Source organism: Acerihabitans sp. TG2 (assembly GCF_035013185.1).
Classification (GTDB): Bacteria; Pseudomonadota; Gammaproteobacteria; order Enterobacterales; family Enterobacteriaceae; genus Acerihabitans.
Window position 1 is genome coordinate 1 of record NZ_JAYGJO010000050.1, and the last position, 13,348, is coordinate 13,348.

Here is a 13,348-nt window from a genome sequence, read left to right on the forward strand (position 1 = left end):
CCCGAAGTCTGAAAACAGAACGGGTGCCGGCAACGGGCTACGTTGGAAAGGGCGTCCATCACATCACTTCAATAAGATTAATTATACAAAACGGATTTGCAGTTTTTTCCCTACCGCAGCGGCATATTTTTTCAGCGTGTTATAAGACGGTCCTTGTGTACCGGAGGCTAAACCGCTTTCCAACCGTGTAATAGCCGTTGCTTTGGTTCCCATTCGCTCAGCAACTTGCGCTTGGGTGAGGCCGGCTTTTTTGCGTGCGGCCAATAGCTCATCAAGCAGGGCGAATTCCCCGTCCAGCTTTTCGTATTCAGCCTTAAATTCCGGTTGCTCCATCCAATCAGAGACCATTTCGGCATGGGTTTTGGTTGGCGGTATGTGTTTAGCGTTCATTTTTTACCTCTCTCAATCTGGCTTCAGCGATGCTGAGTTCTTTGCGCGGCGTTTTTTGGGTTTTCTTGATAAAGCTATGCAGCATCACAATTCGCTTTCCCACTACCGCGCAAAAGAACACACGTCCAATCCCTTCGTTACCTTATACTCGAAGTTCGAAAAGTCCATTTCCGAAGGCGCTGGTGTGTGGCTCACCGAGGTTACCGCCGTATACTGTCATACGTTCGGTAAGCCTGGTATACCTGGCTCGCAAAGACAACGGCCAATGATCGATATCGTATCGAACGTCTTCACTGTAGTAATCAATAGTGTATTCCATGGCTCAAAACATAACAAAAACGTTATGTTTATGCAAGACGCAACGACTGTAACCCAGGGGGTATAACACCGCGGGAATCCTTATCTTACTCCCGATGAAACGCATAATAATGAGCAACAAAAAAATGAATGAAAGTGATCAACGTTAGACTGATCGGTTATAAAACTCTTAACACTTTTATTCCTTCGTTCATCACGCTTCCGCTATCCGCGGTCGACATAAATTCGACCCACCATTGCATCATCGGGCGTCGTTGTTCAAGGTAATCACTGCGATTGTAGGCGCGACGTACTTCATTTTTATCCACATGTGCCAGCGCGGCTTCGATAACGTCTGGTGGAAGCCTTGTTCGTTAAGCGTGGTGCTGGCGATTGAACGCAGCCCATGGAATACCAGGACCCCACCAAAACCAGCGCGTTTCAGCGCTGCATTCACCGTTTGGCTGTTCATAGGTTGCCTCGGTTTTATTCGGCTGGGGGAAACGTATTCACGCTGGCCGCTCAGTGGCGTCATAATCTTCGGAATAGATAATGCTTGTGCAGAACGCGGCACTATATGCTCCCGGTTCATTTTCATGCGTTCGGCAGGAATGTGCCATTCTTTAGCGTCCATATTGATCTCTTGCCAGCGCGTCTCAGCGGCTTCGGCAGGGCGGCTAATCGTCAGTAGCTGTCACATAAATAAACAACGGGTGGGGAGTTCGATGTTAGCCAGCCGCATGGTTTGCATCAGTTGCGGCAGTTGATCCGGGCGGATGCTGGGCATGTGTTTTTTCTGTGGTTTCTCGAACGCCTTGCTGATGTTGACGCTGGTAGCCGAATCGATCAAACCAACGTTCATGGCATAGATCATCACCCCCGTTAATCCGCTGGCATAACCGTCTCACCGTTTCCAGTGCGCCTCTGACCTGTACCGGCTGGATAGCCGGTACCAGCGTGCGCGCCTTAATGCCCGTGATGCTGATATCGCCGATGGCGGGAAAGATATCCTTTTCGAGGGAGCGCCACATATCTGAGGCATGGTCGGCGGTGACGCTGCTCTTTTTTAACTGTAGCCAGCGTTCGGCAACGACCTTAAAGGTATTGGATTGGGTTTCCAGCGCTTGTTTGCGCAATGAAAGCTGGTGTTCATAAGGGGCAATATCTTTTACCAGCAGGGCGCGGGCCGCTGTACAGCGTTGCCGTGCGTCGGCCAGAGTGACTGCGGGGTAAGGCTCAAAAGTCAGTTTTGCGCGTTTTTTGGTTAAAGGCCGATAGTAGCGCATCTGCCAGACTTTCCTGCCGCTGCTTTTGATTAGCAGTTGCAGACCGTCGCCGTCATGCAGTGTGTAATCCGCATCCTGTTGCTTGGCGGCTTTGATCTCCGTATCGGTGAGGGGGTTTGTTAACCGTGCCATAGGTACCTCCATCATTTAGGTACCCGCTGGATGGGTACCTGCCTCTCGGGTACCTAAGAAGGTACCTAAAAGTTGTGGAAGCCACAAGATCTCCATAGTATCCCGCAGAAATAAAAAAACCCGCAGGGCTTGCGCCATGCGGGCTTCTTGGACTTGCTAGGGGAATCTGAATTTTTCGTGTAATGCATTGGTAAATATGGATTAAGTGCCAATTCAGATTTTAAGGTATACCTAAACGTATACCAATGCGGAAAAATGATGGGGTGATGAAGGCAAATTTTGTTCCGCTGTTTCCGTACATGCCACCCGGTTAGAGCCGGGCTTTACTGCTTTATACACTTCTGTGCGTTCATGCTTGACCATTGCCAGCACAATCATTTCATTATCGCTTTCAGGGTGGTTTTTTTTCATTAAAGCTTATCGAGATCGACCTTGATGCGCTTACCGCTCATTCGAGAGCGGGCGATCTTGGCCAGTTCGATATCTTCCTGGTAATCAACCATGGCTTCCCACGTTTCCGGAGAAACGTAGTAACCGGAGATATGGCCGTTGGTTAACACCGCCACCGGTTGGCCGTTGGCTTCTTTTAGCGCGCGATTGGGTGATTTTTTAAAATCACTGATGCTTACCGCTGCATTAGCCAGGATAGGTTGTACCAGCATAGCGAGTCCTACTTAGTATGATATCTGATACTAAATTTAACACTAAATCAAAAAGCGGCAATAGTATTACGTGGCTATGCCAGAAAAAAAAGATTTTACGCAAAACTGTTCACCCTGTTCACCTTCGATTTTTATTTATATAAAACATACTATTAAGTGGTGATGAGTTGGTGAAGAGCTACCATAAACTCATCACCCTAGAACGATATCTTCTGCGCTGGAACGGTAAAAATAGGCGGACTGACTGATTTTTGTGCTTGTTTTGCCTTGTATCGAAGTACGACAGTCAGCAGTTTGTTTCTCTGTCCAAGTGAGCTATATAGAGAATATGGATTTTCAAACCAACCTGCAAAAATTAAGTATTCTCAAGACTTGGTAAGTAATGCTCATTAATAAGGAACTTTGACGCTCCATCAAAATAAAAAATTATATTTCTTTTGCCAAAGAAACCTTTCCATCGGATAGCTACTTTATTTTGCTCAATAATTCCCTCTGGGGAATGAATGTCTTTTATATAGTCAACCACTTTTATTTTTGCATTTCTTTTTGTCATTCTAGACAATAATTGACGCATTTCAAAATCAGCATTAGGAAGAGAATATCCAATAAATATCAACTCATCGGCTTCAGAAATTTCAATTCCAGCGTTTTGCCAAATAATTTTATACTGAGGATTTGATAAATCTTTTATGAAAGTCGGCATAATAAGGTTGGAAACTAACTTATGATGTCCATTCTCTTCGGGGAAATTATTATCGCAGTGCCTACAGCGCTTATTTTTTTGTGTTGCAAATTTTTCACTAAACCCCGTATAAATTCGCATGCAGCGAGGGCATTGGAGCCAATTTAAGGAGCCATGAAGTTTAAGTAATTTGACATTGAAACCACCAGAACCCAACATTTTCAGTCCTGGTTGAACTGTATCATCGTGGGGGTCTAACGAGCTTATATAGCAACAGTAATCAACTACAGCAGTACCAATATAATTTTTTTGAATAGAGTTATGTATAGAATTATCTAATAGTATATCCCAATTTGTACTAATAACACTAACCGGGTCTTTGTTCTTGCGCCTATTGTTTATTCTTTCTGCAGATAAGTTAACTAAGTAATCAGCAAAGATATCAATATAATGTTTTTTGTTGGAATGTTTATTAAGCTCATCTTTTATTGCTAGACCGATCAAGTTAAATACCGACTCCCTGATTTTCATGATTTCAGTGATGCCTAGTCCTCTGAAGTTAATATTATCTGAAAGGCAGCGATCAAGCGGTGTAAAAATATCCTCAAGTTGTATTAATTTAAATTGACTCTCGTCAAAATTCATTTGCTTAACCAAAAAATCCTTAAAATATTGATGATCGGGGTTTTTTAAATTATCATTATCCTTCTTTGAAAATATACAATTCATTATTTCTGTTTGATTTGGTGCGCCTGCTTCCTTAGAAAATCCGGCACCTAATATATAAACTGTTTTCATTTGTTACCTTGGCTGATATGGTGACGAGTATAACAAATATCAGGTTACATATAATATTATCTTGATGATAGACACACTTTAGTCCAAATTATATAAAAAACCGGCCGGAGCCGGTTAGTTTTTGTTCATATCGAGGTTACACCGCGTTGCACTGCGGCAGCCAATCCGCCTCGCTATCATCGCTTAAGTCAAGGTTGGTTTGGATACCGTTTTTGCTTTTGTGCTTGATCAGTTCGCACCCGTACTCACGTAAGATCCCCGACAGCGCCAGACCGAACGCGGTCAGGCTCATGGGTTTCTGGTAGCCTCGCGCCTCCATAAACGACAGGTAAGCGTGATAGACATATTTGCGCGGGTTGCGTGGGGTGATATTGGCATTGCCCATAAACATGCCGTTGGCCTCGCTGTTTGCCAGCAGATAACCGCCAAAGTCCACTAACGGGTCAGCGTTACGTTTGATTTCCAGTGCTTCATTGGAGTTTTGTTGCGCTTCCAGTCTGCGGCGAGCATCGGTCGGGTCGGCAAACCGTTGCATGAGGTGACGCACAATCACCGACAGTTCGCGGCGGATTTTGTTTTTTAACTGTGGGTCACGATCCCCGGCGGCGATCACCTCGGGGAAATGGATAATCACCCGGCGGCGGGATACGCCACCGCTGCGATCGCTAAAACGCATCGGGTTATTATTGACCGCCAGGATCACCGCTGGAATATGGGTGGCGTAGGCGTCCCGGTATTTGGGGTCGATAGCCACCGCATCGCCGCCGGTAATGGCCTTGATGCCCGCGCCGTCACCGCTCCATTTCTCCTGGTCGGGTAAAATAATCAGTGAGAATCCCACCACCGAGGCCCGTTCGCGGGAGGATTCCAGGGTGTCGATGGTGGCCGAGGTGGTGTTATCTTCCCCGGCCAGCATGGTGGCAATGGTCGCCATAATGCTTTTTCCGCTGCCGCCGGGGCCGGTGATCTCCAGGAATAATTGCCAATCATAGCGGTTTGCCAACACCATAAATAACGCCGCGAGGATATTGTCCTGCTTATCGCTATTATGCCCGGCGGCCCGCGTTAACCATTGCCAGAAGTGTGGCGCATCGTCGGCCAGGTTTTCCCCCGCTTTGGGTGCGGTATAATCCACGTTATTAACGGTGCGAAGCCAGTTTTCCTTACGGTGTGGTCGAAACTCCCCGGCCAGCGTATCAAATACCCCGTTACGAAAGCCTATCAGCCTGCGCACCGGGTCGCCCATTTGTGGCACCATGAGTTTTAGCGTATCGACCAGGCTGTTGATGCCGGAAGCCGAGAACGGGGCGCGGGCCTTTTGAAATAGCGTGGCAATCTCGCGGTTAATCAGTTTCGGTGGCAGGACTTTCCAGGCGCCGCCGTCATACTGCAATATTTCTTCACCCAACACCGGCACCGCCAAATCACCGTGATAGTGGCCGGCCACCAGTTCGGCTTTTTCACTGGTGCTCATGGCCTTGATATCAGCGTCACTAATGGTCTCAAACGGACTGTGCCAGGCCGGGGTGATAAAGGTCCGCAGCAATAAACGGGTCGCCTCATGGCCCTGGCGCTGATAAATATCGTTCCAGTCACCGGCAACCGGCGGCAGGGCAACCACGCCGTTAACCGCCTGGGCGGTTTCCTCGGCTTTGGCCTGGCCGGTGCCATTGTCGTCACGGTCGGCAGCAATCAATAACGTGGCGTCCGGGTATAGCTCCTTAAGCAAGGCCGCCAGTGACGGCAAATTATTGGCGCTAAGCGCCACATACACCGACTCCCCGGTCAGTTCATGCACCGTCAGGCCGGTGGCATAACCTTCGGTTAGCCACAGGTGTTTATTGTCGATACCGGCAAAACAGTGAAATGCCTCCTTCACCTGTCCACCGGGTAAGGTGCGTTTATCACCGGCGGCATTGATAAGCTGTACGTTAACCACCTCACCCTCGGCAATCGTCAACGGCACCACCAGGTCACCGCGCTGATAGCCGATACCGCCGACGCGCAGCGGTTGCGCCAGGGTCAGGGTTTCTACACCCGGCCAGCCTTTGACCGCCAGGTAGGTTTGCCGGGGTTGTTCGATGGCAGCGGCGATTATCTGACGCGCCTGTTTGACCGCGTTTTGCCGTGCCAGGGTCTTGTCTTGTTCGGTCAACGTAGCGGTGACGGCGGGCGCGCTGTCGCCTATCAGTTCCTCCACTTGGCGGGCTGCCTGGGACGGTGAAAGCTGTAACGCCTTTTCTACCAGGTTGAGTCCGTCACCGGCCCCGCACTGGTTGCAAATCCAAGAGCCTTTACCGGCCTTGTCGTCAAAACGAAAGCGGTCTTTACCGCCGCACAGCGGGCAAGGGGAATGTTGTCCGTTAAGGGCCACCTTAATGCCCAGGGCCGGTAACAGTTGCGGCCAATATCCTTGCGCGCTGCGCATGGTGTCGGTTACGTTCATGCGCGTGTCCTTAATGTAGGGTGGCGTTGAGGCGGACGGTTTTTAAATGGTGCTGGCAGACTTCATCCATCACCCGTTCGCCTAATGTCGTCAGGCGCGGCGAGGCGTCGAGAAAATCCGGCGTCACCATATCGCCCAACATGGCACAGGCGATTTCCACGCCGAGTTCAGGGCCATGCTCTGCCACATGGAAGGCTTCCACCTCATTGGCAATTTTGGCTTCCAGGGCATCGAGGCTTAAGGCCACTTGGATGCCGTACCGTTGGCAGGTGGTCTGATAGGCACAGGCCACGGCGCGGCGATAGAGCGCAATACGCAGCTCTACCGGGATACAGGATTGATTATTAGTATTCATCAGCGGGTTGCCTCCATGCTGGCGGAAATCAGGGATTCACAGGTATTCACCACCTGGCCGATATGGTCGGTCAGCACGGCGACCACCGCCGCGAAATTGTCATTAAGGTGGTGTTCGGCATCGAGGCTAAGGCAGTGCTGGCGGTCGAGCATATCGAGAAACAGCACCCCCATATTATGGGCGTTCTGGAGCCGTAAAAAATCCGCATGGGGAATAGGGTAAGACTCATCAGCGTGAAAACGGGCGGCTAAGGTGTTCATGCCACCTCCCGCACCGGCAGGCGACCGGCAAACGACAGGACATAATCCCGCGCCAACGATTGGCGGGCGTCGTGTTCACAAGTAGCGATGGTACGCACCATGCACGGGCGGCTATTGGGCACACTGCGGCGCACGGCGGCAAAAATAAAGGTAAAGGCGGAATGAGAAATAATGGGGGACGTAGCCATGGTGATGGCCTCCTTTGTTAGCTGATAACAGCTACCACCGAAGTTTCCACGCTTATGGGTGGTAGCCCAGACGGGGGTGGAAATACCGGCAACAAAGGAAACCGGCCTGACCGAAGTCAGCCCCGCCTGAGCCACCATTGTATGACTGCGGCAACGGTACAAATACCGCTGCGCAAGAAAACGGCAGACTAAGGCCACGACATAAAAAAACACGCTAGGCGCGTGTTGTGTCGCCTTTGTTTTGCTCGGGTTTCCACGCCCGGCTGCCGATTTTGCGGCAGCGCGGAAACTATAACGAACTGGCTCGCCAGAGAAAAGGCTTTTTTGCAGTAGCACGGTAAATTCTCAGCAGTCGGTTTGCATATCGGTACGCCCTTTACGGGCAGGCAATACGGTGTAGTACTTCTCCCGACCGATGAGGCCCGAATGCGACTCAAAGGGTTTTGCTGCGGTCAAGCGCACGCCCATAGAGCCGCAGTGCGCGGTCATCAAACTGCGTACCACCTTTTCGGGGTGGCTGATGGCCGAGGCTACCGCCAGCGACAGGTATTCGGCTTCTTTGTCGGTCAGGGTAAAGTCTTGTGAATTCAGCGTCACGGTGATCATGGGCGGGACTCCTCATCGCGGGCGGCAATACGGCTATTCATCCATTCATTTACTTCCGAGGCCAGCCAGGCAACGTTTTTACCGCCCAGGGAGATCTGCGACGGAAACGCATCACGGCTGATGTAATCGTAAATCGATGAGCGGGACAGCCCGGTGGTATTAATGACTTCCGGTAGGCGCATAAAGCGGTCAGAGGGATAGCCGTTTAACAAGGGTGGCGGGCAAGCCGGTGGGGTGTGTTGAGCAACTGCAAGCATCAAAAGCTACCTTATCATGAGTGCGGCCATACGTGGCCGTGACCGGGTGGATGTGTCTGGTAGCTGCCTATTATGTGGTTATTTTTTGCCGTGGCAACAAGGGGGTGTTGTGCCATAGAACGCTAAAATTGCAGATATTTTTATTTCAGTTGCACCCTGTTCTACCCTGTAATATTTGGTCATTGACAAATTGCTTTAATAAATAAAATTGCCATGATTAACATTTATTAATAGGTAAAAACATTCAAAAAAGCTGACCAAGAAAAAGGCTGTTTTAAACCCGGTGAACAGGGGTGAATACTTGGTGATGAGTTAATCGTAAACTCTTCACCTCTTTACTTATTGAATTATATTACTTTTTTAAAAAGGTGAAGAGTGGTGAACAGTTTATATAAAAACTCTTTTTGATTGAGGGCTGAATTGGACACTTTTTGACCGTCTGTTGTGCCATCGCCAAACAAACCCCATGACATTGAGCTGTTGTGTGGTGCCGGACAGAATAAGCACACCCCCAACAACACGAGTTTTTACCATGAGCACAAGCACACGCCCCCTTTCTGAGAATATGATCGAAATCCTGGCCGACCTGGACAAGGCCCGCAGCGCGCATAATGCTAACGTCGCGGCCCTGGAGGATATCAAGACAGCCATCACCCGCTGTCACCAGCAACAACACGACGCGGAAGTGTCCAGCCAGGAGTCGGAAAGTAACTGGCGTAAGTTGTTTCGCAGTTTGCGCGGCGAAATGACCGACGAATTGAAAGCCGGACATAACACCCGGATCGCGCAGCGGGAACTGACAAAAGAATTTGCCGGTTTGCTGGAGGATATGGAATGGGATCAAAAACAGGTGATGTTGCGTTGCTGTGGCACGGCGAAAACCTATAAAGAGGCCCATATCCGTGCCGCCTATGCGTATGCCCGCCACGAGGTTTATAACTCCTTGAGCACCATTCAGTTGCCGCACCTGGTGCGTGCAATGAAATTAAGCGTGGCATTACGTCATCCGTACAGTCATTCCGACAGCGACGTTTATCAGGAAATTATGGAGATGGTCGGAAAACTAATGCACGCGATCTGCAAAATAACCCCCATGGATATGACAAAAGAGCCGATAGCGATGCAAATTGGCCTGGAACACCCGGATGTGATGAAAGGTCTCGACCGTGAATTATATAACAGCCCGGTTAGACGAACGCGATTAGCCGAAGCATTATTGAAAAGAAAAAAGGAACAAGAAAATAAACAAGGTAAAAAAAATAACGAGGAAACACGACCATGATGCGCTGTCCTGTTTGCCGCGCAGCATCACATATTCGCTCCAGCCGGTATTTATCGGAGCAGGTCAAAGAAGCGTATTATCAATGCCAAAATTTGCAATGCTCAAGTACCTTTAAATCGGTGGAAAGTGTAGACAGAATTATTACCCGACCACCGGAACCCGAGATCGCACCGGTAGCATTAGTAACACAGCCAGAAAAACGGGTATTAAATCGTTATGGTTCTGGTGCCCGTTTGCACTAATCAGCATATCAGACATTCTTCCGGGTGGGGTAGATGCTCCACCCCGACGCTTCCGTGAAACAGCCTTTTCTCTGGTCAGCCTGCCGTAACATGACTGTGCATGCAGTGGGTGCATAGATCTGCATGCAAGAGATACCCCTAAAAACGCCTGAAAGCCCGCTGTATATGGGCTTTATGGGCTATTAGCTCGTGCATTAGAAGTGCATGATGTAGTCACAGCGGGCAGGCGGGGGACACTGCGCGCGCTGGTGTTTAATGAGCTAATTGATGTACATTGAATGCATATGATCTCTAGTTAAATGCTTCCGACCTGATGATGACACTTTGATATGAGGAATTCCATGTTTTTTAAAATATTACCACCATCAAAAAATGCCCCTTTAGAAACGGATGATGATGCCATCTTTTATCTAAAACAAGATAATTGGAATGATTTTAGCTTTTATACTTTATATCATTTATATTTGTCAGGGAAATATTCAAAAGATAAATCAATTTATTATATTGGTCCAGTAAAAATTTTAAAAAAGGGACAAACCACTTCTGATGGACACCTACTTAAATTAGGTGGCATGGAATATTTATCAGATGATTACTGTTCTGTAGGACAGACTTTAGACTATTACGAGAGGATGGCGAGTCTAGATGATGACATAATAGAGAAAATTAGATTTTCGTTAAGGGATATTAACACAATAGATAATTATTTATATGAGTTTGGAAATGAACGCGGATGGGAACAATCCATTATGCGAGATATTGATGATGATGATGATATTTTTACTCTTTCAAATCATATACTTAATCGTGAATACAACATGCTGCCAAGTGTAGATTTAAAAATAATATTTCATTATGAAGGTATGATTGATCCCATTATCTTTGACTTCAATTCAAATAATTCAAACTCAACTAATGAATATTCTTTGCCGTCAAGAATGGCTATAATAATAGGAAGGAATGGAACGGGGAAAAGTACTCTTCTCGCAAAAATATCTAGGGTGGCATTTGCATCAACTAAAGATAGAAATGATGGGGTTTTTAGAAAAATTGGACGAATCGAGCCTGAAGGAATTGGTTTTCCAAAAATAATAAATATATCCTACAGTTCGTTTGATAGTTTCCAAATTCCTGGTATTTACTTTAATGAAAAAGAACAAATATATAAAGACCTGAAAAATAATACTGGCAGATATATATATTGTGGCATGAGAGATATATGTGAAGAGATTGGTGGTTTTTTGGAGGGGCGGTCAGTTGGTGACGAAACTAAACTTTCCGATGATGATATTCTTAGTGACAGACAGAATTTTACTATATTGAAATCTATTCGAACACTAGCCTCTGAATTTTCAACTTTGATGAAAGGGATCTACGAAAGTAAAAGCAAAAAAGATATATTATTCCAGGTTTTTTTAGTTTTAAGAAAAGAAACTTCTTTTGAAGAAATTGTTGATTTATTTGATAATAAATTTGAATTAGATGATTTTTTTGAAATATTCATGCGACAAAGTACAGGTCATAAATTTGTATTGCATTCTTTGGTTAATTTAATTTTTCATGTAGAAAAAAGATCTCTTATATTATTTGATGAACCAGAAACTCATTTGCACCCACCATTATTATCAGTCTTAATGAGTGCTATAAGATTAGTTTTAGATATCAAAGATGCTTTTGCGATTATTGCTACTCATTCACCTGTAGTAGTCCAAGAAACAGTAAGTAGACAAGTAAATATAATTATTCGTTCGGGTAATATGACAAAAGCTATTTCACCAGGAATACAAACCTATGGAGAAAATATTGGATTGATAACATCTCATATATTTGGTTTATCATCTGACATTACTGATTTTCATTCTAAACTTGATGAGGTTATAAAATTATACTCTATAAATAATAACAAGGTTGTGCATAAATATGAAATTATGAATAAAATAGAGAAATTATTTAGTGAAGAGATTAGCATGCAGGCAAGAGCATATATTATGACTAAACTGTCAAATAAGGAATAATGATGTGGTCAATTGAAATCCCTAACGTAGATGATTGCTTAAATGAGATAGATATCGCATTGACATACGTTGATGGAAGTAAAAAATACGTGTTAGATGCTATTGAAAAAGAAAGTATATCTAAAATATATACCCTATATGATTCATTAAAAGGTAGGCCACATATTGGTCTGGCCGGAGGCGATATTTCAGACGAAACTAAAAAAGCATTTTTAGAGGGTTATAAAGAAATACAGCAAAACGGGCGACTTGCATATCTGCGTTCGAAATTATTATTATCAGCTTCTCGTTGTCCAAATTGTGGAATTGGGCCCGCAAATCAATTAGATCATTATTTGCCAAAAAATAAGTATAACTTGCTTTCAATTTATTCACATAATTTGATTCCTAGCTGTGATATTTGCAATAAGAAAAAATCAACACATGTTGCATTAAATTCCCAAGAAGGGTATGTACACAATTATTATGATATATTTCCAACAGATGTAAGATTCTTTATCGCGAATACATATATTAATGATGATAGCCTTAAGGTTGTTTTTGATATAGTTAAAATTGCAGATTTCGACGATGATTACTATAAAATCTTGAAATTTCAAATTGACAAATTAGACTTAAATAATAGATTATCTAAAGAAATAAATTTATTCTTATGTTCTTTTTCAATAGCTATTGAGGATGTGTATAATAGTGGCGGTAAAAATTATGTCGCATATTTTCTGGAGCGAAACTGTGAATCTTTTGCTAAAAAATTAGGTTTGAATGATTGGCGTACTGCATTATTATACTCGTTATCCAAAAATAATGACTTTTGCGATGGAGGATTTATTGAAATATTAAATACAGATGGTTTATAAATATTCAATAATCAGTAGCATATTTAGATATTCTCTACTGATTATTTATTTTATCATTGCTTACCAACGAAAAAACCCCACCACTCCATTAATTCTTTTCGTTGTTCGAGATAAATAGAGCGATTATACGCTTTTCTAACCTCATTTTTATCGCTATGGGCCAAAGCCGCCTCAATTACATCCGCATTAAATTCTGCCTCATTCATAGCAGTACTAGCTATAGATCGCAAGCCATGCGCAACTAACTTCCCGCCATAGCCGATGCGTTTTAACGCGGCATTAGCCGTTTGGCTGTTCATCGGTTTTTTTGGATCATTGCGGCTTGGGAAAACATGCTCCCTGTTGCCGCTGATGGGGCGCATGATATCCAAGATTGCCAATGCTTGTTTTGATAGCGGAACGATATGATCTCGCTTCGCCTTCATCCTCTCCGCCGGTATACGCCATTCCCTACTGTCTTTATCGATCTCAGCCCATGCTGTCGCCGACGCTTCCGCCGGGCGTATTAACGTGAGTAATTGCCATTCCAGCAAACACCGGGTAGGTATGGACAGGTTGCTCATCGATATGGTGCGCATTAGCTTGGGCAGTTC

The 13,348-nt window shown here is 45.5% G+C and carries 15 protein-coding genes and 1 pseudogene; 4 read left to right on the forward strand and 12 right to left on the reverse strand.

All coding sequences use genetic code 11. From position 1 onward, the window contains the following. Window positions 1–81 precede the first annotated feature (81 nt). From SJI19_RS23695 to SJI19_RS23750, 11 genes and pseudogenes are all read right to left on the reverse strand, one after another. Complete coding sequence (locus SJI19_RS23695; protein ID WP_323480708.1) at window positions 82–390, reverse strand: helix-turn-helix transcriptional regulator; 309 nt, start codon at window positions 388–390, stop codon at window positions 82–84. Beyond that, window positions 380–520: a type II toxin-antitoxin system RelE/ParE family toxin gene (locus tag SJI19_RS23700; RefSeq protein WP_323480721.1), complete on the reverse strand. Its 141-nt coding sequence runs from the start codon at window positions 518–520 to the stop codon at window positions 380–382. Before SJI19_RS23700 ends, SJI19_RS23695 begins: the two co-directional genes overlap by 11 nt. Before the next feature lie 346 nt (window positions 521–866). Beyond that, window positions 867–2,105, reverse strand: a pseudogene (locus SJI19_RS23705) (integrase domain-containing protein). A gap of 410 nt (window positions 2,106–2,515) precedes the next feature. After that, complete coding sequence (locus SJI19_RS23710) at window positions 2,516–2,767, reverse strand: prevent-host-death protein (RefSeq protein ID WP_323480709.1); 252 nt, start codon at window positions 2,765–2,767, stop codon at window positions 2,516–2,518. A gap of 355 nt (window positions 2,768–3,122) precedes the next feature. After that, entirely contained in the window at window positions 3,123–4,247 is a 1,125-nt protein-coding gene (locus SJI19_RS23715; protein ID WP_323480710.1) for a hypothetical protein, read from the reverse strand. Window positions 4,248–4,383: 136 nt separating this feature from the next. After that, the gene (locus tag SJI19_RS23720) at window positions 4,384–6,693 is read right to left on the reverse strand and encodes a primase-helicase zinc-binding domain-containing protein (protein ID WP_323480711.1); all 2,310 of its coding nucleotides are present in this window, start codon (window positions 6,691–6,693) and stop codon (window positions 4,384–4,386) included. A gap of 10 nt (window positions 6,694–6,703) precedes the next feature. Further along, complete coding sequence (locus SJI19_RS23725) at window positions 6,704–7,048, reverse strand: DUF5375 family protein (protein WP_323480712.1); 345 nt, start codon at window positions 7,046–7,048, stop codon at window positions 6,704–6,706. Further along, window positions 7,048–7,308, reverse strand: a complete 261-nt coding sequence (locus SJI19_RS23730) for a hypothetical protein (RefSeq protein WP_323480713.1) — start codon at window positions 7,306–7,308, stop codon at window positions 7,048–7,050. The genes SJI19_RS23725 and SJI19_RS23730 overlap by 1 nt, the downstream gene beginning before the upstream one ends. Further along, window positions 7,305–7,832, reverse strand: a complete 528-nt coding sequence (locus SJI19_RS24930; protein ID WP_416347595.1) for a host cell division inhibitor Icd-like protein — start codon at window positions 7,830–7,832, stop codon at window positions 7,305–7,307. Before SJI19_RS24930 ends, SJI19_RS23730 begins: the two co-directional genes overlap by 4 nt. Before the next feature lie 9 nt (window positions 7,833–7,841). Continuing rightward, window positions 7,842–8,102, reverse strand: coding sequence for a hypothetical protein (locus SJI19_RS23745; protein ID WP_323480714.1), 261 nt, complete (start codon window positions 8,100–8,102; stop codon window positions 7,842–7,844). Beyond that, window positions 8,099–8,359, reverse strand: coding sequence for an AlpA family transcriptional regulator (locus tag SJI19_RS23750; RefSeq protein ID WP_323480715.1), 261 nt, complete (start codon window positions 8,357–8,359; stop codon window positions 8,099–8,101). Before SJI19_RS23750 ends, SJI19_RS23745 begins: the two co-directional genes overlap by 4 nt. A gap of 532 nt (window positions 8,360–8,891) precedes the next feature. On the opposite strand from SJI19_RS23750, the gene SJI19_RS23755 reads away from it, so the two are divergent. The 4 genes from SJI19_RS23755 (at window position 8,892) to SJI19_RS23770 (ending at window position 12,755) form a co-directional block, all read left to right on the forward strand. Further along, the gene (locus SJI19_RS23755) at window positions 8,892–9,641 is read left to right on the forward strand and encodes an aldehyde dehydrogenase (RefSeq protein WP_323480716.1); all 750 of its coding nucleotides are present in this window, start codon (window positions 8,892–8,894) and stop codon (window positions 9,639–9,641) included. After that, window positions 9,638–9,883 (forward strand): ogr/Delta-like zinc finger family protein, encoded by a 246-nt coding sequence (locus tag SJI19_RS23760; protein WP_323480717.1) that lies wholly within the window; start codon window positions 9,638–9,640, stop codon window positions 9,881–9,883. The genes SJI19_RS23755 and SJI19_RS23760 overlap by 4 nt, the downstream gene beginning before the upstream one ends. 341 nt (window positions 9,884–10,224) lie before the next feature. Beyond that, complete coding sequence (locus tag SJI19_RS23765; RefSeq protein ID WP_323480718.1) at window positions 10,225–11,898, forward strand: AAA family ATPase; 1,674 nt, start codon at window positions 10,225–10,227, stop codon at window positions 11,896–11,898. After that, a complete protein-coding gene (locus tag SJI19_RS23770) occupies window positions 11,898–12,755 on the forward strand; it encodes an HNH endonuclease signature motif containing protein (protein WP_323480719.1) in 858 nt (285 codons plus the stop codon). Before SJI19_RS23765 ends, SJI19_RS23770 begins: the two co-directional genes overlap by 1 nt. 53 nt (window positions 12,756–12,808) lie before the next feature. Here SJI19_RS23770 and SJI19_RS23775 read toward each other — a convergent pair. After that, on the reverse strand, window positions 12,809–13,348 hold a 540-nt coding region (locus SJI19_RS23775), incomplete at its 5' end, for a tyrosine-type recombinase/integrase (protein WP_323480720.1).

What these genes read in the sequence shown, in the direction of transcription:
- SJI19_RS23695 (WP_323480708.1), bottom strand. Translation starts at nt 390, where the DNA reads ATGAACGCTAAACACATACCGCCAACCAAAACCCATGCCGAAATGGTC.
- SJI19_RS23710 (WP_323480709.1), bottom strand. Translation starts at nt 2,767, where the DNA reads ATGCTGGTACAACCTATCCTGGCTAATGCAGCGGTAAGCATCAGTGAT.
- SJI19_RS23715 (WP_323480710.1), bottom strand. Translation starts at nt 4,247, where the DNA reads ATGAAAACAGTTTATATATTAGGTGCCGGATTTTCTAAGGAAGCAGGC.
- SJI19_RS23720 (WP_323480711.1), bottom strand. Translation starts at nt 6,693, where the DNA reads ATGAACGTAACCGACACCATGCGCAGCGCGCAAGGATATTGGCCGCAA.
- SJI19_RS23725 (WP_323480712.1), bottom strand. Translation starts at nt 7,048, where the DNA reads ATGAATACTAATAATCAATCCTGTATCCCGGTAGAGCTGCGTATTGCG.
- SJI19_RS23730 (WP_323480713.1), bottom strand. Translation starts at nt 7,308, where the DNA reads ATGAACACCTTAGCCGCCCGTTTTCACGCTGATGAGTCTTACCCTATT.
- SJI19_RS23745 (WP_323480714.1), bottom strand. Translation starts at nt 8,102, where the DNA reads ATGATCACCGTGACGCTGAATTCACAAGACTTTACCCTGACCGACAAA.
- SJI19_RS23750 (WP_323480715.1), bottom strand. Translation starts at nt 8,359, where the DNA reads ATGCTTGCAGTTGCTCAACACACCCCACCGGCTTGCCCGCCACCCTTG.
- SJI19_RS23755 (WP_323480716.1), top strand. Translation starts at nt 8,892, where the DNA reads ATGAGCACAAGCACACGCCCCCTTTCTGAGAATATGATCGAAATCCTG.
- SJI19_RS23760 (WP_323480717.1), top strand. Translation starts at nt 9,638, where the DNA reads ATGATGCGCTGTCCTGTTTGCCGCGCAGCATCACATATTCGCTCCAGC.
- SJI19_RS23765 (WP_323480718.1), top strand. Translation starts at nt 10,225, where the DNA reads ATGTTTTTTAAAATATTACCACCATCAAAAAATGCCCCTTTAGAAACG.
- SJI19_RS23770 (WP_323480719.1), top strand. Translation starts at nt 11,898, where the DNA reads ATGATGTGGTCAATTGAAATCCCTAACGTAGATGATTGCTTAAATGAG.